Below are 21,899 nucleotides of genomic sequence, written 5' to 3'. Positions count from 1 at the left end.
ACCACATGAGCTGAAATGTCTATTTTTGCGGTTTCCCGAGAAATAATGAGAATTTCGTAACCCTTGCACTATTATAATCCTAAATCAATATTACAGCCACAACGAAGCTCTCTAATCTCTTTTAGCCGATGCTAAAATGCATCGTATTTCAATATAAGGTAAAAAATCTATGATAGATTGAAAAAATAGAGGTATATACCAATGGAAAAAAAATCAATTTTAGATGCGATTGAGTATAGTGAAAACCGTTTTACGAAACGAATCTTATTCAATGAGGGTGGAAATACAGTATTTTTGCTTAGTTTCATACCTGGTAAGGAACTCCCCACCCATACTCATCCAGGTTCAGAATTATTTCTACATGTGTTAAAAGGCAATGGAACATTAATCATTAATGGAAAAGAAACGGGCATTACGGCATGATCTCATTCATGCATCAGGGGATGAAGAGTTTGCATTTAAAAACTAAAGTAATGAACCAGTTAGTTTATATGTTACTTTATGTAAAATCCCAAGCGATCAATTTACCCCAAATATATAACCATTCTTTATTACATACCAAGAGGAAGGATAGCCTCTGGACTATCCTTCCTCTTAGTAACTATGGCTATTACCCTCGTACCTGACCTTCGCCGCGAATAAAGTATTTATTAGATGTTAACGCTTTTAATCCCATAGGTCCGCGTGCATGTAATTTTTGCGTGCTAATTCCAATTTCTGCACCAAAACCAAACTCAAATCCATCCGTAAACCTTGTCGACGCGTTATGATAAACTGCTGCAGCATCAACAAAAGTTAAGAAACTATTTGCGTGCTCTTGATTTTCAGTAATGATGGCTTCAGAATGCCTTGTGCCGTATTTATTGATATGCTCGATCGCTTCATCTACATTTGAAACAACCTTTATACTAACTGTAAGAGCTAGAAATTCTGTGTACCAATCCTCTTCACTTGCAGGTTTTGTGGATGGTAATTTTTGACAAACCTTTTCATCACCAATAATTTCCACGCCTTTTTCTGTTAAAGCAGCAACTAGCTCTTCGCCATATTGATTAAACCAGTTTTCATGAACCAGGATTGATTCAATCGCGTTACATACAGATGGCCGCTGTGTTTTCCCATTAATGGAAATACGAACAGCCATTTCCAGTTTAGCACTTTCATCAATAAATAGATGACAGTTTCCTGCACCAGTTTCTATAACCGGTACAGATGCTTCCTTCACTACGGTATCGATTAGACTTTTGCCTCCACGTGGAATTAACACATCTAAATAGTCATTTAAGTGGAACAATTCTTTTGCACTTTCTCGATTTGTATTTTCAATCGATTGTACTGCATCTATTGGCAGATTTGTTTTGGCAAGTGCGCGATGAATTGTCTTCGTCAATACATAATTAGAATATTGTGCTGATGAACTTCCTCTTAAAATGATGGCATTACCTGTTTTCACTGCCAATGTGGCAGCATCAATTGTCACATTTGGTCTTGCCTCATAAATCATCCCGATGACACCAATCGGTACCCGTTTACTTTCAATGATTAATCCATTTTCCTTATGGATCGTCTCAAGGATCTCACCGACTGGATCCTCAAGTTTAATTAATTGCTGGATAGCCTCTGACATATCCTTTATTCGTTTTTCATTCAGCATAATCCGGTCTAAGACTGAATCTGACAGTCCTTTCTGTTTTCCATGTTCTAAGTCTTTGGAATTTTCTGCCAAAATTTCAGCTTGGTCAATGATCAGCTGCTCGGATATGCGCGCTAACGCTTCATTTTTTTCTGCCGTTGTTTTTCCGTTTAATTGAAAACTTGCCTTTTTAGCTGCTCTCCCTTTTTCTAACACTTCGCTCATGATTTTCCTCCTTATTTGTCTACTTTCACCCAATTATCCCGATGAATCACTTCGATAGCTGCGACTACCATTTCTTTTTCTACTTCATCACTTCGTTTTCCCATTACCTTTTTCAATTCTTCTGAAGAATAATATACTTCCCCTTTACCAATTAGACCTGTTGAACCAAAAACCTCTACAACATCTCCTTTTTCGAACCTGCCAACAATATCATAAATCCCCGCTGGCAATAAACTTCTGCCTTCAAGAGTCATGGCCAATTCCGCACCACGGTCAATATATACTTTTCCAGCTACCTCTGAATGAAGAGCAATCCATTGCTTTGGGGTATTGATCGTTGTCAGAGTGTCGTCGCCAATATAGGTTCCATCTCCGTTCCCAGCAAGGATTTCCAATAATTTCATTTTACCAGACCCTTTGCCGATGAAGACTTTGACTCCAAGGGACAATGCTGTTTTAGCGGCTTCCAATTTGGATCTCATTCCGCCGGTACCGACCTTTGAACCTGACTCCCCTGCTGCACTCATCATCTCATCCGTAATATCAGCGATGTGGGTCCATTTCTTTGCTAGAGGATTCACTTGAGGATTCGAATCATAAAGGCCATTGATATCTGTTAAAATAATCAATTGTTCAGCATGTACGAGTCCGCTGACCAGTGCTGACAGCATATCATTGTCACCAAATGTAAGTTCTTGAACCGACACCGTGTCGTTTTCATTAATAATCGGTAAAATCCCCCTATCCAAAAGTTCGGAAATGGTCTGAAAGGCATTTCGATAACGGTCCTTTTTCGAAAAGTCATTTCTGGTTAATAATATTTGCGCTGGTATAATATTAAAGCCACTGAACTGTTCAATATACGATTGTATTAATAAACTTTGCCCGACAGCGGCAGCAGCCTGTTTTCCTTTAAGTGTTACAGGCCTTGTAGGATAGCCAAGTCTGGAAAAACCAGCCGCTACTGCTCCTGATGATACTAATAAAACTTCATGGCCCTGTTCTCGCAGCGCAGCAACTGCTTCAACATGATCGCTAAACTTTTCTTGATCAATTTCACCCTTTGAGTTTGTTAATGAACTGCTACCAATCTTAACAACAATTCGTTTCTTCTCCATTGTTCAACCCTCTGCTTCTTATATTTTAACAAACATATTCATAATTTTCAGTTTCCAGACATTAATTCAAAAAGAATAAGACTTTATTAGTGGTCCACGTTACACAAAAAGCCCTTTTCATCCTCTATGTAAAGGACGAAAAGGGCTAGTTTCCGTGGTACCACCTTCATTGAATGCCGAAATCAGCATTCCGCTTGATTGGATAACGCTAAACTTTAGCGCCCGTGTTTAACACAGGACTCGGACGGCAGGTTCTGAGGCTTTCTTGTGATGAGGTCTTCCAGCTACAAACCTCACTCTCTTGCACAAAAAGGATCTCGTACTGATCCATCGTCGACGTTCAAATATCGTTCATTTTTTATTATTATGCACACGAAGAGTTCAGATGTCAATACTTCATACCAGGCTGATGCTCTATTCCGAAATGAATGAGTGTTAAAAATATTGATATTTTTTCACATTATTCTACAATATATATATATAGTGAAAAAAGAGAATAATATTGACTTGAATACGCGACAAATTATGACTCCGAGGTGAACGAAATGAAGCAAAGACGGGCAATTGTAAGTGTGGTTGGGAAAGACCAAGTAGGTATTATTGCCAAAGTAACAACCATTTTATCTGAAAACAAAGTAAATATTCTCGACATCAGTCAAACGATTTTACAGGATTTTTTCACGATGATGATGCTTGTCGATGTTACTGATTATCACGACCTTGAAGGACTACAAAAGCAATTAACCGAAATTGGTGATGCTCTTGGTTTAAACATCACCCTGCAATTAGAAGAAATTTTCCAAGCAATGCATCGCGTTTAAGAAAGGGGGTTTTTCATCCATGAACATTGCTATTAATGAAATGATTGAAACGATTCGCATGGTTCAAGTCGAAAATTTAGATATCCGGACTGTAACGATGGGAATCAATCTTCGCGATTGTGCCGATCGTGATTTTGAAAAAATGAACAAGCGTGTATATGAGAAAATCACAACATATGCAAAAGATTTAAAGGATGTAGCAGAGAAAGCGGAAAAAGAATTCGGAATTCCAATCATTAATAAAAGAATCTCCATCACCCCCATTTCAGAGATACTTGGTCAGGCCACGAAAGAGCAAGCAGTCGAACTAGCAAAGACACTTGACCGGGCGGCAGTTTCTCTCGGAGTTGATTTTATCGGCGGATTTTCTGCACTTATACATAAAGGAGTTTCAAAAGGGGATCAAACATTACTTGATGCACTTCCAGAAGCTTTAAGTGTGACACAACGTGTATGTGCTTCGGTTTCTGTAGCTTCCACCCGCTCAGGCATCAACATGGATGCAGTTAAACAAATGGGGAACATTATTAAAGAAGCTGCTGAGCGAACAAAGCATGAAAACGGACTTGCCTGTGCAAAGCTCGTTGTGTTCTGTAACCCTGTGGAAGACAATCCATTTATGGCTGGAGCTTTTCACGGTGCAGGTGAAGGCGAGGTTGTATTAAACGTTGGTGTAAGTGGACCAGGTGTCGTATTAAATGCATTGAAAAGATACCCTGATTCCGATCTTGGCGAAGTTGCCGATATCATTAAAAAAACAGCCTTTAAGATTACCCGTGCCGGAGAATTAATCGGCCGTGTCGTGGCAGAGCGCTTGAACGTTCCATTTGGGATCATGGATTTATCACTTGCTCCAACAAATGCCCAAAATGACAGTGTCGCAGAAATTCTTGAAGAAATTGGCTTAGAAAGAGTTGGAACCCATGGCACAATCGCTGCTCTCGCCTTAATGAATGATGCGGTAAAAAAAGGCGGAGCCATGGCTAGTTCTTATGTCGGCGGCTTAAGCGGTGCATTTATTCCTGTTAGTGAAGATAACGGAATGATCCGCGGCATCATCGATAATGCCCTGACATTGTCAAAGCTTGAAGCCATGACATGTGTATGCTCTGTTGGTCTTGATATGATTGCTTTAACAGGTGATGTAACTCCTGCTACTCTTTCCGCCATTATCGCAGATGAAGCAGCAATTGGTATGATTAATAAAAAAACAACCGCAGTACGTGTCATACCTGTACCAGGTAAAAAAGAAGGTGATATGGTAGAGTTTGGCGGCTTGCTGGGTCGTGCACCTGTTATGGGCGTAAATCCTTACAGCTCAGAAAAAATGATTCGGCGCGCTGGAAGAATACCAGCACCGTTGCAATCATTAATTAATTAATTAATTAATTAATTAATGTATACAGATTACATTCCTTGGCTTGGATACATATCCAAGCTTTTTTGTATCCAATTCTAACATCAGATTCGTTTAAAAATTATGTAAATAACGCTATTTTTGTTATAATAATCCTATCTTAGAAGAAAAGGTGAAACATTTGGCAAAAAAGAAATTTCAATATTGGACACTGCAAATATTAATTATCATTGGCATTATTTATTTATCAACTAAAATCTCATTTCTATTTGAACCAATAGGGATTTTCTTCTCGACATTATTTTTTCCAATCCTTATATCTGGTTTTTTATTTTTTCTATTAAATCCCTTTGTCGGGTATCTTCAACGACTTAAATTACCGCGTTTACTCGCGATTATTGTGATTTATGTTGTGATTATCGGCCTGATCGGCCTCATTATCGGCAATCTGATTCCCATGATTTCAAAGCAGGTAACAGCCTTCGTAAATGATGTTCCAAGGTATTATCGGCAAACGATGTTATTTTTAGATCAGCTTTCCGACTCGGAACAATTCAAGTGGGTCATGACACAAGACTATATTTCGATAAGCAATATTGTAGAAGAACTTAATAATTATGCTGCCACACTTCCTACGAGAATCACAAACAGCATCTCAAGCATTGTCGGTGTAGTAGCCGATATTGCTATTACCATTGTGACCGTTCCTTTTTTGTTATTTTATATGTTCAAGGATGGAGACAAATTTCCGGCTTTAATTGCAAAATTTCTTCCCCATTCGTATCGAGATGAAGGCTTAAAAACATTGAAAGAAACAGGCGAAACACTGGCCGCATACATAAACGGTCAGGTAACCGTTGCTTTATTTGTAGGAACCCTTTCCTTTATCGGTTATGTCATTATTGATCTGCCGTATGCGCTGGTCATGGCCTTAATCGTTGCTGTTACAAATATTATTCCATATGTCGGACCTTTTTTGGGCGGTGCGCCGGCCGTTATTATTGCATTATTTGATTCACCTACAAAAGCAATTTTGGTTATCGTGGTCATTACAATTGCCCAGCAGGTTGAGGGGAATGTGCTTTCTCCGCTTATACTGGGAAAAAGATTGGATACTCACCCAGCCACCATCATTATCATTCTCCTTGTTGCCGGAAATTTAGCCGGTATCCTAGGAATGATACTAGCCATTCCCTTCTATGCAGTCACAAAAACAATTATCCTTAACTTTGTCCGTTTTTTACAATTAAGAAAAACGACCATCGATACGGATGGATAAAAAAAACAGCCACAATCCTGTGGCTGTTTTTTTTATTAAATCATCCTCCTAATTTCTTATACGCTTGCTCGGACGACAAATAATTGCCCATTTAATGCAAAGGATATTCGGCCGGTTTCTTCAGATACCACTATAACCACTGCATCCGTTATTTCAGATAGTCCGATCGCAGCACGGTGTCTCGTTCCAAGCTTGCGATGCTGATACGTAATATCTGTTACAGGAAAAATATTACCTGCCGAATAAATCGTGCCATCACGAATGACAACTCCTCCGTCATGTAATGGATTCCCTGGATAAAACACCGTTTCAAGTAAAATATGGCTGATGTCTGCCTCAATCAACGTTCCATTATGGATATATGGATCTAATCGGTCTGATCGTTCCACGGCAATTAACGCACCATGCCGTTTTTCTGAAAGGTGCTGCGCTGCCAGTGATAAATTAATATATTGCTTCGTATAGGGTGCTAAATATGATTGCAGATAATAAACAGCAGCGAGATTTTGCGCTTCAGTTACAAGCCTTTGCATTTGATCAAGATCCGATAAAATGCAGCAGTCATGCTCATGAATCGTTGCATTAATTTTATTTACTTGGGACTCAATATGCCCCATGTAACGATGTAAATGTTCCATATATTGATCTTTCTGTTCCATTGCTGTCATTCCTTTTGGCATCCCTTGCTGTCTCTATGTTGATAACCACTAGTTAATTTCTCTACTTATTATTCCCCAACCCTCGTAAATTACAACGATTAAGTAAAATTAAACGGATACTGATTTAGCCGTTTGAATTAATTCTTTTATTTTTGCCTCATCCTTTTGGTAAAAAAGGTCAACAATTTTACTCCCGACTATGACGCCATCACAAAATTGTGTCATCTCTTTAATATGCTCTGGGGTTGAGATTCCAAACCCAGCAAAAACTGGCAGAGGGGAAATGTCTTTTACGCGCTGCAAGTGTTTATGAAGTTCTTCATGAAAACCTTGTCTTGCTCCTGTAATTCCATTTACTGTTACAGCATATAAGAAACCACAGCCTTTATTAGAAATGGTTTTAATTCTTTCGTCTGAACTATTTAATGTCACTAAGCGTATAATCTCGATACCTGCGTTTTCTGCGATTGGCGCAAGGATTTCCTCTTCTTCAATTGGTAAATCAGGGAGAATTAAACCATCAATACCTGCTTTTTTACAATCTGCAATAAAGACTTCCTTGCCATAGGCTAAAATCGGATTCATATAAGTCATAAAAATAAGCGGAATTTCCACTTCAGCACGGAAGGATTCAATTGTATCGATAATGTTCTTAACAGTCGTTCCTGCTTTTAGCGCCCTAATTCCTGCCTGCTGAATAACCGGACCATCTGCAACCGGATCGGAAAAAGGAATACCGATTTCAATAGCTGTTGCGCCGCAAGCTTCTAAAAAGCGAATCTGGCTTTCAAGTACGTCTAACCCGCCATCTCCTGCCATAATATAAGGAACAAATCCCTTTTCGTGTCCAAGCTTTACGTTTTGCAATGCTTTTTCCAAACGATTCATCTTAGTTTTCCCCTTCCAAATAAGCTTTTACAGCTTCAACATCTTTATCTCCTCTGCCTGATAAGCAAACAACAATTCCTTCATCCTGTTTCATCGTTGGCGCCAGCTTCATCGCATAGGCAACAGCATGTGCACTTTCTAAGGCTGGGATGATCCCCTCAACTTGAGATAATGTTTGCAAGGCGGCTAAAGCCTCTGCATCAGTAATTGAATCATATTTGACACGGCCTAGATCCTTCAAGTAGCTATGCTCTGGTCCAACCCCCGGATAATCAAGGCCGGCTGAAATGGAATGCGCCTCTTGAATTTGCCCATCTTCATTTTGCAGCAAATACATGGATGCCCCGTGCAGTACACCCGGCTTTCCTTTTGTCAGAGATGCAGCATGGTAATTAGTATCAATTCCCTGTCCGGCAGCTTCGACTCCATACAACTTCACATCGCTATCCTCTATAAAAGGATAAAACATCCCCATTGAATTACTGCCGCCGCCAATACAAGCAATCAATGCATCTGGGAGTTTTCCCTCTTTTTCAACATATTGCTCTTTCGTTTCTTTTCCTATGACACTTTGAAAATCGCGGACGATCATAGGGAAAGGATGCGGACCCATAACAGAGCCGATAATATAGTGCGTATCATTGACATTTGCAACCCAGTAACGTAGGGCTTCATTAGTGGCGTCCTTTAATGTTCTGCTGCCAGATGTCACACTAACCACTTTTGCACCTAAAAGCTCCATCCGAAAAACGTTCAGCTGCTGGCGCTTAATATCCTCTTCCCCCATAAAGATCATACATTCTAAATTTAAGAGTGCACAAACCGTTGCTGTTGCCACTCCATGTTGTCCAGCTCCTGTTTCGGCAATAATTTTTCTTTTTCCCATCCGGACGGCAAGAAGCGCCTGACCGATCGTATTATTGATTTTATGTGCACCTGTATGATTTAAATCTTCCCGCTTTAAATAAATTTTCGCGCCGCCTGCCTTTTTGGTTAGATTCTTTGCATAATAAAGCGATGTTTCGCGTCCTACATAATCCTTCAACAAGTAGTTAAGCTGCTTATAGAAATCCTCATCCTGTCTAGCTTTCTTGTATTCTTCCTCTAATTCCAGAATCGCTGACATCAGCGTTTCTGGTATATAGCGGCCTCCAAATTGTCCAAAATGACCTGTTTGATCCGGCATTGTATATGTGCTCATTTGATTTCCTCCATTGGCTGCGTATTTTTTACACAATCTAAAAATTTCTTTATTTTATTCAGATCCTTCTGTCCATTACTTTCAACCCCGCTTGACACATCTAACATATAAGCGTTGGTTTTCAGAGCCGCGGCTGCATTTTCTGGATTTAACCCTCCGGCCAATATGACTTTTTTCTCTTTGAAGTCAAAGCAGGATAAAATATTCCAATCAAAGGCAATCCCGTTTCCACCATGATATTTGCCTTTTGGTCCGTCTAAAAGAACAAATTCACATGGGTAAGTATGAATTTTTTCCAAGTCTCGGGCAGACTCTATACTAAAGGCCTTTATGATCGGATATGGAATCGATTGACAAAATTCTGGGGTTTCATTGCCATGAAGCTGAACCGTATCAATACCTGTTTCAGATACAATTTTCTCAATTTCTTCCATAGTTGGATTAACAAATACCCCTACTTTTTTTACTTCTTTCGGCAATGCGGAAATAATCTGTTTTGCCATTAGGGGCGTAATTTGACGCTTACTCTCTGCAAAAACAAACCCTATTGCATCAGCGCCGTTTCTAACAGCAAATAATGCTGGTTCCACATTTTGCAAGCCGCATATTTTTACTTTCATATTTTGGCATCCTTTTGAATCGGCAGCTTCATTTCCTGTAATGTCCGAGCAAGATTTTCTGCTTTCATAAAGGTTTCACCGACTAATATTCCATTTGCCCCTGCATCGATAACCCGTTTTACATCGTCAATCGTTTTAATACCGCTTTCGCTGATTAAATAAGCCCCTGCCTTTTTAACGATAGGACCAAGCTTTTCTGTTACTGAAAGATCCACTTCAAAGTTCTTTAAATTTCGGTTATTCACGCCGATTATTTTCGCTCCGACTCTAAGTGCAGTTTCTAATTCTTCTTCATTATGCACTTCCAATAAGACATCAAGATTTTTCGCTTTAGCATATTGATACAGTTCAGCCAGCTTTTCCTCCTTCATCGCTGCCGCAATCAGTAATACAATGTTCGCTCCGGATGCTTTTGCAACATCTATTTGGATTGAATCAACAACGAAATCCTTACAAAGAATTGGAGCATTAATGGCATTTCGCACTTTTTCTAAATCCGTGAAACTTCCTTTAAAGAAACGTTTATCTGTCAATACCGAAACAGCACTCGCACCATATTGAATGTAGGTGCTAGCCTGGTCGGCAGGATCTAATCCTGAGTTAATAACCCCTTTTGATGGGCTGGCCCGTTTAAATTCAGCAATGATTGCCAAATCCTCTGCCTTTTTGAGAATCGACAGAAAAGAAAGCTGTGGATGGCTGCTTTCCTCTGTAACCTCTACTTGATTCCTATATAAATGTTCAACCTCTACTTTTTTCTCTGCTAAAATGGTATCTAAAATCGTTGCCACTTATATCACCTCTGACTTTAATTTGCTTACTTCAATCAAGCGATTTAGTTTTTCAAGCGCTGCTCCTGAATCGATTAATTCCTCCGCCATTTCGACACCATGTTGAATACTATCTGCTTTACCTCCAACATAAATACCGATGCCGGCATTTAGTAATACAGTATCGCGGTAGGCTCCTTTTTTCCCTTTTAAGACATTTCGCAATATTTCGGCATTTTCACGTGCGTAACCGCCGACAATTGCTTCATTCGGATAAACCGGTAACCCCACTTCTTCTGGATGAAGCGTTTTTTCACTGATAACGCCATTTTCCAGAATAACTAAATAGTTGTCACCTTGAAGTGATGCCTCATCCATTGATCCCGCACCGTTTAAGACAACAGCCCGTTTTCGTCCCAAGGCATGAAGGACTTCCGCAAACATCTTCGCTAAATCCCGACGGTACACACCTAAAAATTGTGTATCTAAATCAACTGGGTTCATTAAAGGACCTAAAAGATTAAATACGGTTGGAATCCCTAAATCCTTGCGAACCTTTTGGATTCGTTTGATTTTCGGATGGACGTTTGGCGCAAACAAAAAGGCAATGCCTACTTCTTCAATGATTTCTTCGATTCTTTCAGAGGAGAGGTTCAATTCAATTCCCAGCTCTTCCAGCACATCTGCACTGCCAGTTTTACTTGATACACTGCGGTTTCCATGCTTTGCAACCGGTATGCCTGCTGCTGCAATGACAAACGCTGAAGTTGAGCTTACATTAAAGCTTTTGACTCCATCACCGCCGGTACCGCAATTATCCATAACATCTGGAAATTTCTTCTTGAACTTTAATGCATTTGCACGAATGCCGTTTACAAGCCCTGCTATTTCATCAACCGTTTCCCCTTTTGTTTTTAAGCCGATTAGAAAAGCTGAAATTTCACTGTCCGTAATATCATCGGAAAATAAACGCTCCATAGCCTTCTTAATTTCCTGATCTGTTAATGCTTCTCCTGCCGTTAAACGAACTAATATTTCTTTCATATCGCAACTTCCTTTCTGATTTCGGATAAAAAATTAGCTAACATTTTCTTACCATCACCGGTTCCAATTGATTCAGGATGAAATTGCATCCCATATAACGGAAAGTCCTTATGTTTAATCGCCATAATCTCTTCATCATCAATCGAAAGGGCTGTTTCCTCAAACTCGTTTGGCAAGCTACCCTTTTGAATCACTAATGAGTGATAACGCATTACTTCAATATCCTGGGGCAGGGCATGGAATAAATCCTTTTCTGAATGGCGAATTTGTGAAACCTTTCCATGCATGATTTTTTCAGCCTTTTTTATAACAGCCCCAAAACTGTATCCGATAGCCTGATGGCCAAGACATATGCCGAGAATCGGAATTCTTTCGTAAAAGGATTGGATTGCTTCAACACAAATTCCTGCATGCTCCGGTCTGCCTGGCCCCGGAGAAATGACAATGGCCTCCGGCTTGAGTTTTTCAATTTCATTAATTGTTAAACCATCATTTCTTTTTACAACAAGATTTTCACCTAGTTCTCCAAGATATTGATAAAGGTTATACGTAAAGGAGTCATAATTATCAATTAATAAAATCATTTACTGTCCCCTCCCAAAAACATTCTTAATTTATGAAGTGTTTCTTCATATTCTTTTTCAGGAATGGAATCATACACAATCCCTGCTCCAGCCTGAATATAGGCTTCCTTTCCCTTGATCACCATCGTGCGTATCGCTAAAGCAAAATCAAGATTTCCGTTTGCTGAAACATATCCGATTGCGCCCGAATAAATGCCTCTTTTACTGTTCTCCATTTCATTGATAATTTCCATTGCCCTAATTTTCGGGGCTCCCGAGACTGTTCCAGCTGGTAAACACGAAATTAAGGCATCGATTGGAGAGTAATTTTCCACCAAATTTCCTTCCACCTCTGAAACAAGATGCATTACATGCTTGTATTTTTCAATTTCAAGGAACTTCGTCACTTGGACAGAACCAAATTCACAAACGCGACCTAGATCATTTCGGCCTAAGTCAACGAGCATTTTATGCTCAGCCAATTCCTTTTCATCAGCCAGTAAATCCTCTGCCAAGCGTCTATCCTCTTCTTCATTTGCTCCCCTAGGTCTTGTACCGGCAATCGGATTCGTGATGACCTGTCTTCCTTTTACCTTAATCAAGCTCTCAGGTGAGACCCCGGCTATCGAATAAGCTTGAAAATCGAAATAATACATATACGGTGAAGGATTTTTTACTCTTAGTTTTCGGTACAATGAGAATGGTTCTCCTTCTAGTTCCGCTTTTAATCGCTGCGATAATACAACTTGGAAAATGTCGCCATCTTCAATGTATTTTTTTGCCTTTTCGACATGATTCATAAATTGCTCTTTTGGAATGGATGCTTGAAAAGCTGAAAGGTTGACTTCCTTAACAACATCTTCAGCCACTCCCTTTGTTATTTGTCCATTTATGTGCTCAATTTGGTTTGCTAGTTCTTCAAGAGTTGAACCGTTTGGCTGCTGAGATGCAACTATATAAACCTTTTGCTCAAGATGATCAAACACAACCAAGACTTCAAAGAATAAAAAGTGGACATCTGGGAGCATTAATTCATCGTTAGGAATCTCACCGATCTTTTCATATTGACGGATGGCATCGTAACCGGCATACCCTACTGCTCCACCGATAAATGGAAATAACGGCTCCGGCTTAGGAGACTCTTCAGGCAATAATGTTTTTAGCACCTCTAAAGGTTTTTGATTTATATATTTATGTTCATTATTTATAATAATTTGACTGCTATTTCCATTACCTATCAGCTCCATAAATGGTTCTGCACCGATAAAGGAAAAGCGACCTGAGTTCTCATGCTTTAACGAGCTTTCAAGCAAGAATTTCTTTTTACCCTTTAATTTTTGGTAAATGGATATGGGTGTCAGCGTATCTCCTTCAATTTCCTCAATAATCAATGCATCTAAACTCAGCTCTTCTCTACTAAACGAATTCATAACAATTTACCCTCCATTTATTTATAAAATAAAAAAGTCCCCTATCCACATATAAATAATGTGAATAGAGGACGATTTATGACCGCGGTGCCACCTCTGTTAAAGCCCACTTAAGGCTTTCTCTTTTCGGATACAAAATTTCTATACCCTATCCCTTTAACGGTGGAATTCCGTTCAGCCCTACTAGGGTTTCAGGCTGCCTCTCGTAAGTCCATTCCAGCGATGTATTCGTACCGGTTCACACCATTCCCGGCTCTCTGTAACGAAGAACAACGTGTACTACTCTTACTCAACGATTTAGATATTTTTTTTATGAAAAACAAAAAGGGCTTCCCGTCAAAAAAGGACGAGAAACCCGTGGTGCCACCTTCATTAGCTGCTTAAACAGCTCACTTAACAAGCATCAAAACGAAAATGTTTTAATACTTGTCTCTTGTAACGATGAGACATTCGCCAAAGCCTACTGCTCTAAAAGGTTCGGTTTGGGGCTCAGAAGTCCATTCGCTTTTCTTCCCACACTGATTTGCACCAACCATCAGCTCTCTATAGTGTTCCAAAAAGTTACTTCTCTTCTTCCTAGCCGTTCGATTTATTTGATTTTTATATTAATACTTATTCAATCTTTCGTCAACCATAAATTTTAAATAATAATTCAAAAATTATAATTATTTGATTACGACTCATTTCTGGCATTGTAAATTTCCGTTCAATTTTTTCCATGCTACTTTCGAGAAAAATGGCAATCCTATTAAGGTGACTATTTATTAAAGGCGGTTTGCGACATGGATCATGTTGAAGAATTACTATCAATGGATTTAAAACAGTCCATAAAGAAGAAGGATCGTGGTGCCCAAAAACATAAATGGGCGGTTCTCTCAATGTCATCAATTCCCCTTATAATGACATTAGGGAATTCAATGTTTATCCCGGTGCTGCCAACAATGGAGAAAAAATTAGCCATTTCTCCATTTCAATCAAGCATGATAATTACTGTCTATTCAATTGTCGCAATTATCCTAATTCCACTAGCCGGCTACCTGTCCGATCATATCGGGAGAAAAAAGGTCATTCTACCTAGCCTACTTATTGCGGGAATCGGTGGATTCATTTCCGGCTGGGCGGCATGGAAAATGACGGATGCATACTGGCTGATATTAATTGGCAGAGCATTACAGGGGGTCGGTGCAGCGGGTGCCTTTCCGATTGTTATGCCATTAGTCGGAGATATGTTCAAAAATGAGAAAGATGTGAGCAGTACCTTGGGAATCATTGAAACATCCAATACATTTGGGAAAGTCCTAAGTCCAATCCTTGGGGCACTTTTAGCTGGTGTTACCTGGTATTTACCTTTTTTCTCTATCCCTGTTTTTTGTGTATTTTCAACCTTATTGATGATATTTTTTGTAAAAGCACCCAAATCAAAGGAGAAGCCAATACCATTCAAACAGTTTTTCCAAAATATTAGAAAAACTTTTACCCATAATGGAAAATGGCTTAATGCAATCTTTCTGATTGGAGCTATTTTAATGTTTGTATTATTTGGAGTCCTGTTCTACTTATCAGAAATGCTCGAAACAACGTATGAAATAACCGGTGTAAAAAAAGGCCTGATATTAGCGATTCCTTTAGGGGCCTTATGCCTGACTTCTTTCATCACCGGAAAAATCATCAAAGAAAATAAAGTGCTGATGAAATGGATTATATTTGCAGGAAGCACTCTGTTAGGAATATCTGTTATTGTCTTGAGCTTCTCTCATTTACTAATGTTTATGATAAGCTTGTTCTTCTTTTGCGGTATTGGAATCGGAGCTGTTTTGCCGTGTCTTGATGCGCTTATTACTGTTGGTATTGAAAAAGAGCATCGGGGCACAATTACATCTATTTACAACTCCATGCGCTTTATCGGTGTAGCCGCTGGTCCCCCAGTCCTTGCCATTCTAATGGACAAAACGGGACATTTATTATTTTATATTCTTTGCGGCTGCAGTTTGTTGGCAGCATTTGCATCGTTCATTGCCATTAAGCCTGACAAGGAAGAACCTGCACACTAAAATACCTAATAGAAAAATCGCATTGATGATCAATGCGATTTTTCTATGTTTTCAATTATAAAACCAGTGATCGTTTGATTAACTAATTGACTTCTTTTTGTCGGTAATTGATGGGCAACCTTCGGAAAAATTACTGCTTGATGGTTTGCCAGCTTTTCAAAAGAACGCAAATGTTGATTAGAAAAGTCTTTTGAACCATACATGAGCAATATTGGCACTGAAATTTCAGGCAGCCTTTGTGTACAGTTATAATATAGTGACTGCTCATAAAACTCAATCCACATATTGCGATTCGCTTTTTTCATATGCCGATTGATTTCATCGCGGTAAGATGAATGATCTGTATGAGCTGCAGAAATAACATATCTAAGCAAAGCAGGAAATTTTTTCACAAAATACATCCCTGCTAAATGCTCATATTTAAACCCCAGTGATTGCACCTCTGAATACCCGCTGATAAGTATTAGACCCAGTGTCATGTCGGGAAATTGAAGAGCGAACTCCTGGGCAACACAGCCTCCTGCTGAATAACCGCAAATGACGGCCTGCTTTATATGTAGATGCTCCAGTAACGCCTTTACTTCTCTCGCATATCCATCAATTGTTACCGTACACTCAGGTCCAATTGAGTCTCCTGTCCCGCTTAAATCAGGAAGAATCACCGTAAAATGGCGGTGTAACTCTTCCTGATATCGAAAGACCACTCTCCCCATCGCAGGCGGATGGATAAAAACAATCGGGGTGCCTTCTCCACTAATATCGTAAATCAACCTAGTCTTCTCATATAAAAATTCTGCCATATGTAATAACGTACTCCTTTTGTTACTTAAGATAAATGCATTGTATTAAAGGTGTATATTGATAACATTCCTTAAATCAAGACATAACATTCTTAAAAAGAGAGCTGGTTTTAGAAACAAAAAAAGACCGCCAAGCAATTCGCTTAGGCGATCTTTTCTCACGTCTATTTGATTGGTTTCTTCAATAAGCCCAGTATTACAGCTGATACAACAGCACCCATTACGATTCCAGCTAAATATATTATCCAACTTCCCTCAACAAATGGAATAACGAAAACACCGCCATGCGGGGCACGTAAACCAATTCCCGAAGCCATTGAGATGGCTCCAGCAATGGCTGAACCAACCATGATGGAAGGAATAACACGTAATGGGTCAGCAGCAGCAAATGGAATCGCTCCTTCTGTAATAAACGACAAACCCATAATAAAGTTTACTTTACCAGCATCCCGATCCAGCTTTGTAAAGCGGTTTTTGAAGATCATTGTCGCAAGTGCAATCGCAAGCGGCGGAACCATTCCAGCAGCCATGATAGCCGCCATTGGGTCGTACACACCACTTGCTAATAAACCCGTTCCAAATACATAGGCCGATTTATTCACCGGTCCTCCCATATCAAACGCCATCATAAGACCTAAAATAATTCCTAAAAACACTGCATTTCCAGTACCAAGCGAAGATAGCCAATCAGTAATTGCAGAATTAACTGCTGCTACAGGAGTGTTCACAATATACTTCATGGCAAAGCCTGTCAGTGCAATCCCTAAAAGCGGAAATAGGAGTATCGTCTTAATTCCTTCTAAAGAGGCTGGAATATTAGCGAAAGCTTTTTTCAAGCCTACAACCATATACCCGGCTAAAAATCCGCCGATTAATCCGCCTAGGAATCCTGCCCCGCCGCTTGCAGCCATCAATCCGGCAACCATACCAGGGGCGAAACCTGGGCGGTCTGCAATACTCATCGCGATAAATCCCGCTAAAACCGGAATCATTAAGGCAAATGCATTTCCACCGCCGATTTCATTCAGAGCCGCTGCAAAAGCATTATAGCTAGGGTCGTTGGGATCTGATGAATTATAACCAAACATAAATGAGATCGCAATCAAAATGCCGCCGCCGACGACGAATGGTAGCATATTCGAAACACCGTTCATTAAATGTTTATAAATGGTACCCCCGATACTGCGTTTTCCGGTTTCTTCAGATGAACTTGCAGCTTTCTCTGAAGTACCTTCATAAACGGGTGCATCCTGCTTCATTGCCCGGTTAATCAATTCTTCAGGCTTTCGAATCCCATCAGCAACAGCTGTCTCTAAAACATGCTTACCTTTGAAACGCTCCATCTGTACTTTTGTGTCAGCGGCAACAATAACAGCCACTGCCTTGTCGATTTCCTCTTGGGTTAGGACATTTTTCGCACCACTAGACCCATTTGTTTCCACTTTAATGTCCACACCTAATTCGGCCGCTTTCGCTTTTAATGAATCTGCAGCCATATAAGTATGAGCAATACCCGTCGGGCAGGCTGTTACAGCTACAATAAAGTTCTTTTTATCAGCAACCGATACTTCCTCTTCTCCTTCTTCCGAATCATAGCTGTCAATAATAGATAACACATCTTCAGCCGTTTCTGCTGCCAATAACTTTTGACGGGCATCGTCCTTCATTAGAATCGTGGCTAAGCGCGACAAAGCTTCTAAATGGGTATTGTTTGCTCCTTCCGGTGCAGCAATCATAAAAAACAAATGGGAAGGTTGTCCATCGAGCGCTTCGTACTCTACACCCGCAACAGATTTACCAAAGGCAATCGCTGCGCTTTTAACTGATGCATCCTTCGCATGCGGAATGGCTACTCCGTCTCCGATTCCAGTCGTACTTTGCTCTTCCCGTTTTAAAATGGCTCTTTTAAATTGTTCACGATTTGATAATTTACCGGCCTGATCCAATTTTGTGACCAATTCATCAATCGCTTCTAGCTTGCCTTGGCCATGAATCGTCAGCAAAACCGTTTCTTTTGATAATAATTCGGTTATTTTCATAGAGATCTCTCCCTCAAGATGTTTTATCTATATTCTTTTGAAATTCGTCTAATTTGAACTTGTGGAAGCAGTTCCTCCACATGCGCTTTTGTGCAAAGATCAAGAGAAAATGCTGTTGCACTGCCTGCCGCCACACTGTATTGGAATGATGCAGTTAAATCTCCTAATTCTGTGTACTTTGCCAAAAAACCAGCAACCATTGAATCGCCTGCACCTACAGAACTTTTGACTTCACCTTTTGGCACTGTTGACACGATAACAGTCTTTTGATTCACAAAAACAGCTCCATTACCTGCTAATGAAACAATGACATTCTCTGCGCCCATTTCAATTAATTTTTTTGCATATGGGATCACTTCTTCCGGTGTTGAAAGAACCGTTCCAAATAAATCCCCCAATTCATGATGGTTTGGTTTAATGAGCAGGGGTTTAAAGGATAATACATTCAAGAGCAAATCTCCCTCAGCATCTACCACGAATGCCACTCCATTATCAGAACATATTTTCACAATTTCTTCATAGGTTGATTTCGGCAGTGATGAAGGAACACTTCCCGCCAATACCAAAATATCTTCTGCTGTTAATGAAGAAACAATCGCTTTCAATTCCGCAAACTTCTCCTCAGTAATCGCAGGGCCTTTTGCATTTATTTCTGTTTCTTCACCAGTTTTTAACTTGATATTTATCCGCGAATCTTCCTTCACTTGTACAAAATCTGTCGCGATATTTTCGTTATGGAGATATTCTTCAATATAGGAGCCTGTAAATCCACCAACAAATCCGAGTGCTTTACTTTTAACTCCCATTTTATTTAGGACTCTTGATACATTAATCCCTTTACCGCCGGGGAATTTTGTCTCATTACTTGATCTGTTCAGCTCTCCCATTATTAACGAACTGTCAAGCTTGACAATATAATCCACAGATGGGTTTAGTGTTAAAGTATATATCATATTGTCACAACCTTTATTTTTGTTTTACCTGTGTAGATTCTTTCCGTTTCATTGTCTAATTCATTTGTAATAATCGTAGCTTTATCAATATCGATAATTTTCGCAAAGGATACTTCGGAGAATTTAGTATAATCACTTACAATAAATGCCTGTCTTGACAGGGCAATAGCTCTTTCTTTTATCATGGCTTCTTCTTGATCAGGAGTTGTAAACCCCTGTTCGGGATGAATGCCGTTAACACCAATAAAGCATTTATCAAAGCGGTATTGCTCAAGGCTTGCTATCGCACCTCTTCCAACAACGGCATCTGTCTTTTGTTTGCAGTAACCGCCAATTACATAGGTTGGAATCTGTTTTTCGAGTAATGGAGTTAGATGCGTTATCCCGTTTGTCACCACAACAATATTTTTGGATGGGAGAAATTCAATCATCTCCCTAATAGTTGAACCTGCATCTAAATAAATAGAATCTCCTTCCTCCACTAGGCTGGCAGCATATTTAGCAATTTGCTGTTTTTGTTGAAGGTTTTTGAAGGATTTTTCCGTCATTGTTGGCTCCTGCAGTTTTCCTTGCAGTCTTTGTGCCCCGCCATGGATTCGTTTCAATTGGTTTTCTTCTTCTAATTGAATTAAATCTCTGCGAATCGTTGATTCAGATGTATTCGTTATCTCAACCAGCTCTTGTAATTTCACGGTGTTATTCTCTTTTAACAAGTCTAAAATCAATTGATGCCGTTCAGGAGTTAACAAAAAGCATGCCCCCTTATTACATGTTCTGAAATCATTTTACTGCAACCGATATCATTAATCAATCAAATTCTTTCATAAACATCCAAAAAAACAATTAGTAAAATGATTGTTTTTGAATGTTTTATCGATTTTCCGGAAATAAAAAAAATCGTCCGGCTATTAACCGCACGATTATCGTTTGTTTTAACTAGTTTCTAATATATTAGATATTTATATCCACTTACAAGTCTAGCTGCTTAATGCTAAATACTGGTAAGCTATATTCATATTATCCTGCAGTTCCTGCGGGTGACCGTTGTAGACAACCTGACCCTTGCTTAAAATGTACACATCATCTGCAATACTTAATGCCGTGCTGATATTTTGTTCAACAAACAGCATCGACATCCCCGAACTCTTAAGTTTTAATAGAATTTCCATTACTTCTCCCACCATGAGCGGAGACAGACCTTCTGTCGGTTCATCTAAAAGAAGGATTTTCGGGTTACGCATTAAGGCTCTTCCAATTGAAAGCATCGATTGCTCACCGCCGCTTAAGTTTCCTGCATGTGATTTTTCTCTTTCTTTCAATCGTGGAAAAAGATCAAATATTCTTTCGAGTGTCCATTCGGCTCCTTTATGATTGGCAAATACACTCAAATTTTCTGTAACCGTTAAATTAGGAAAAATTCTTCGTCCTTGTGGAACGATACCAATTCCCTTTCTTGCTATTTGATGGCTTTCAAGGCTGGCAATATTTTCTCCCTCTAATAATATCTCACCTTGTTTTTTTCTAACAAAGCCGATAATTGAATGGATTGTTGTTGTTTTCCCCATACCATTCCTGCCTAAAAGGGTCACAACCTTCCCCTTTTGTACTTCTAAATTAATCCCATGCAGGACATGACTCTCGCCGTAGTAACTATGAACACTCTTCAATTCAAGCATGAACCATACCCTCTTTTCCCATGTATATTTCTTTTACTTCAGGATCGTTTCTTACGTCTTCTGGTTTACCGTCACAAATTAATTTACCGGTATGGAGAACAACAACCCGGTCCATATTGCCGAATAATACGTCAATATCATGCTCGATCATAATAATAGAAACATCCTTTGGCAGTTTATTAATTAGGCCAATAATTTGATCTGTTTCTAATTGTGACATCCCTGCTGTCGGCTCATCTAAAAGCAATAATTTGGGTTCTCCGGCAACCGCTAGAATAATTTCAATTTGTCTTTGTACACCATAAGACAAATCTTTTACGAGGCTACTTGAGTGTTCACTTAAGCCCCATTCAGCCAAAAATTGATCAGCGGTTTCAAACAGTCCTGAATAATTTTTCTTATTTGCCCGTTTCCACCATTGTCTGTGCTCTTTTCTCATCCTTTGTAATACAAGAATAAGGTTTTCTTTTACAGTCAATCCCGTCATCAGATTATTTTTTTGAAAGGTACGGACAATTCCTGACTGCGTTCGTTTAAAATTTGGTATTTTATTAATATTTTCACCAAAATAAGAAATGGTACCGCCGGATGGCTCAAGATCACCGGCAATCATATTAAATAATGTTGTTTTTCCGGCCCCATTGGGTCCAATTAAACCAACCTTTTCTCCTACTACGATATCCAATGTAATGTCCTCAATAACCTTCAATCCGCCAAATTGTTTGGCTATCCCGTTTAAAGAAAGAATAGTCTTCTTTAGCATGCTTTCACC

General features: G+C 39.4%; 21 protein-coding genes and 2 other annotated features. Of the genes, 5 read left to right on the top strand and 16 right to left on the bottom strand.

What is annotated here, in order from left to right; all coding sequences use genetic code 11:
- Nucleotides 1-201: 201 nt before the first annotated feature.
- Nucleotides 202-423 (top strand): cupin domain-containing protein, encoded by a 222-nt coding sequence (locus R4Z09_RS09945; protein ID WP_338452167.1) that lies wholly within the window; start codon nucleotides 202-204, stop codon nucleotides 421-423.
- 187 nt (nucleotides 424-610) lie between these two features.
- Here the strand turns inward: R4Z09_RS09945 and R4Z09_RS09940 are convergent, their stop codons facing one another.
- The gene (locus R4Z09_RS09940) at nucleotides 611-1,858 is read right to left on the bottom strand and encodes a glutamate-5-semialdehyde dehydrogenase (RefSeq protein WP_338452166.1); all 1,248 of its coding nucleotides are present in this window, start codon (nucleotides 1,856-1,858) and stop codon (nucleotides 611-613) included.
- An 11-nt stretch (nucleotides 1,859-1,869) separates the two neighbouring features.
- Nucleotides 1,870-2,976, bottom strand: coding sequence for a glutamate 5-kinase (proB, locus tag R4Z09_RS09935; RefSeq protein WP_338452165.1), 1,107 nt, complete (start codon nucleotides 2,974-2,976; stop codon nucleotides 1,870-1,872).
- Nucleotides 2,977-3,521: 545 nt separating this feature from the next.
- Here proB and R4Z09_RS09930 point away from each other — a divergent pair.
- The 3 genes from R4Z09_RS09930 (at nucleotide 3,522) to R4Z09_RS09920 (ending at nucleotide 6,433) form a co-directional block, all read left to right on the top strand.
- Nucleotides 3,522-3,797 (top strand): ACT domain-containing protein, encoded by a 276-nt coding sequence (locus tag R4Z09_RS09930; RefSeq protein ID WP_338452164.1) that lies wholly within the window; start codon nucleotides 3,522-3,524, stop codon nucleotides 3,795-3,797.
- Between the two features lie 19 nt (nucleotides 3,798-3,816).
- Nucleotides 3,817-5,178, top strand: a complete 1,362-nt coding sequence (locus R4Z09_RS09925; protein ID WP_338452163.1) for a PFL family protein — start codon at nucleotides 3,817-3,819, stop codon at nucleotides 5,176-5,178.
- Between the two features lie 157 nt (nucleotides 5,179-5,335).
- Nucleotides 5,336-6,433, top strand: a complete 1,098-nt coding sequence (locus R4Z09_RS09920; protein ID WP_338452162.1) for an AI-2E family transporter — start codon at nucleotides 5,336-5,338, stop codon at nucleotides 6,431-6,433.
- A gap of 56 nt (nucleotides 6,434-6,489) precedes the next feature.
- On the opposite strand, the gene cdaS is transcribed toward R4Z09_RS09920, so the two are convergent.
- From cdaS to trpE, 8 genes are all read right to left on the bottom strand, one after another.
- Nucleotides 6,490-7,101: a sporulation-specific diadenylate cyclase CdaS gene (gene cdaS / locus R4Z09_RS09915; RefSeq protein WP_338452161.1), complete on the bottom strand. Its 612-nt coding sequence runs from the start codon at nucleotides 7,099-7,101 to the stop codon at nucleotides 6,490-6,492.
- A gap of 99 nt (nucleotides 7,102-7,200) precedes the next feature.
- Entirely contained in the window at nucleotides 7,201-7,980 is a 780-nt protein-coding gene (trpA, locus tag R4Z09_RS09910; protein WP_338452160.1) for a tryptophan synthase subunit alpha, read from the bottom strand.
- Nucleotide 7,981: 1 nt separating this feature from the next.
- Complete coding sequence (trpB, locus tag R4Z09_RS09905) at nucleotides 7,982-9,181, bottom strand: tryptophan synthase subunit beta (RefSeq protein ID WP_338452159.1); 1,200 nt, start codon at nucleotides 9,179-9,181, stop codon at nucleotides 7,982-7,984.
- Nucleotides 9,178-9,801, bottom strand: a complete 624-nt coding sequence (locus R4Z09_RS09900) for a phosphoribosylanthranilate isomerase (protein WP_338452158.1) — start codon at nucleotides 9,799-9,801, stop codon at nucleotides 9,178-9,180. The genes trpB and R4Z09_RS09900 overlap by 4 nt, the downstream gene beginning before the upstream one ends.
- Nucleotides 9,798-10,592, bottom strand: coding sequence for an indole-3-glycerol phosphate synthase TrpC (gene trpC / locus R4Z09_RS09895; protein WP_338452157.1), 795 nt, complete (start codon nucleotides 10,590-10,592; stop codon nucleotides 9,798-9,800). The genes R4Z09_RS09900 and trpC overlap by 4 nt, the downstream gene beginning before the upstream one ends.
- Nucleotides 10,593-11,615, bottom strand: coding sequence for an anthranilate phosphoribosyltransferase (gene trpD / locus R4Z09_RS09890; protein ID WP_338452156.1), 1,023 nt, complete (start codon nucleotides 11,613-11,615; stop codon nucleotides 10,593-10,595).
- A complete protein-coding gene (locus tag R4Z09_RS09885) occupies nucleotides 11,612-12,199 on the bottom strand; it encodes an aminodeoxychorismate/anthranilate synthase component II (RefSeq protein WP_338452155.1) in 588 nt (195 codons plus the stop codon). Before R4Z09_RS09885 ends, trpD begins: the two co-directional genes overlap by 4 nt.
- The gene (trpE, locus tag R4Z09_RS09880) at nucleotides 12,196-13,608 is read right to left on the bottom strand and encodes an anthranilate synthase component I (protein WP_338452154.1); all 1,413 of its coding nucleotides are present in this window, start codon (nucleotides 13,606-13,608) and stop codon (nucleotides 12,196-12,198) included. The genes R4Z09_RS09885 and trpE overlap by 4 nt, the downstream gene beginning before the upstream one ends.
- A 64-nt stretch (nucleotides 13,609-13,672) precedes the next feature.
- Nucleotides 13,673-13,910, bottom strand: a binding site (T-box leader).
- Nucleotides 13,911-13,947: 37 nt separating this feature from the next.
- Nucleotides 13,948-14,195 (bottom strand) — a binding site (T-box leader).
- A gap of 195 nt (nucleotides 14,196-14,390) precedes the next feature.
- On the opposite strand from trpE, the gene R4Z09_RS09875 reads away from it, so the two are divergent.
- Nucleotides 14,391-15,659, top strand: coding sequence for an MFS transporter (locus R4Z09_RS09875; protein WP_338452153.1), 1,269 nt, complete (start codon nucleotides 14,391-14,393; stop codon nucleotides 15,657-15,659).
- Between the two features lie 29 nt (nucleotides 15,660-15,688).
- Here R4Z09_RS09875 and R4Z09_RS09870 read toward each other — a convergent pair whose 3' ends face one another.
- From R4Z09_RS09870 to R4Z09_RS09845, 6 genes are all read right to left on the bottom strand, one after another.
- Nucleotides 15,689-16,459, bottom strand: coding sequence for an alpha/beta hydrolase (locus R4Z09_RS09870; protein WP_338452152.1), 771 nt, complete (start codon nucleotides 16,457-16,459; stop codon nucleotides 15,689-15,691).
- 164 nt (nucleotides 16,460-16,623) lie between these two features.
- Complete coding sequence (locus R4Z09_RS09865) at nucleotides 16,624-18,498, bottom strand: fructose-specific PTS transporter subunit EIIC (RefSeq protein ID WP_338452151.1); 1,875 nt, start codon at nucleotides 18,496-18,498, stop codon at nucleotides 16,624-16,626.
- Nucleotides 18,499-18,521: 23 nt separating this feature from the next.
- Nucleotides 18,522-19,451, bottom strand: coding sequence for a 1-phosphofructokinase (gene pfkB, locus R4Z09_RS09860; RefSeq protein WP_338452150.1), 930 nt, complete (start codon nucleotides 19,449-19,451; stop codon nucleotides 18,522-18,524).
- Nucleotides 19,448-20,200, bottom strand: a complete 753-nt coding sequence (locus tag R4Z09_RS09855) for a DeoR/GlpR family DNA-binding transcription regulator (RefSeq protein ID WP_338452149.1) — start codon at nucleotides 20,198-20,200, stop codon at nucleotides 19,448-19,450. The genes pfkB and R4Z09_RS09855 overlap by 4 nt, the downstream gene beginning before the upstream one ends.
- Nucleotides 20,201-20,428: 228 nt before the next feature.
- Nucleotides 20,429-21,127: an ABC transporter ATP-binding protein gene (locus R4Z09_RS09850; RefSeq protein ID WP_338452148.1), complete on the bottom strand. Its 699-nt coding sequence runs from the start codon at nucleotides 21,125-21,127 to the stop codon at nucleotides 20,429-20,431.
- On the bottom strand, nucleotides 21,120-21,890 hold the full coding sequence (locus tag R4Z09_RS09845) for an ABC transporter ATP-binding protein (RefSeq protein ID WP_338452147.1): 771 nt from the start codon (nucleotides 21,888-21,890) through the stop codon (nucleotides 21,120-21,122). Before R4Z09_RS09845 ends, R4Z09_RS09850 begins: the two co-directional genes overlap by 8 nt.
- Nucleotides 21,891-21,899 lie beyond the last annotated feature (9 nt).

The sequence above is a fragment of the Niallia oryzisoli genome (assembly GCF_036670025.1).
In the GTDB taxonomy this organism is placed as follows: Bacteria; Bacillota; Bacilli; order Bacillales; family Cytobacillaceae; genus Bacillus_BD; species Bacillus_BD oryzisoli.
This window is presented reverse-complemented; position numbering and strand designations above follow the sequence as displayed.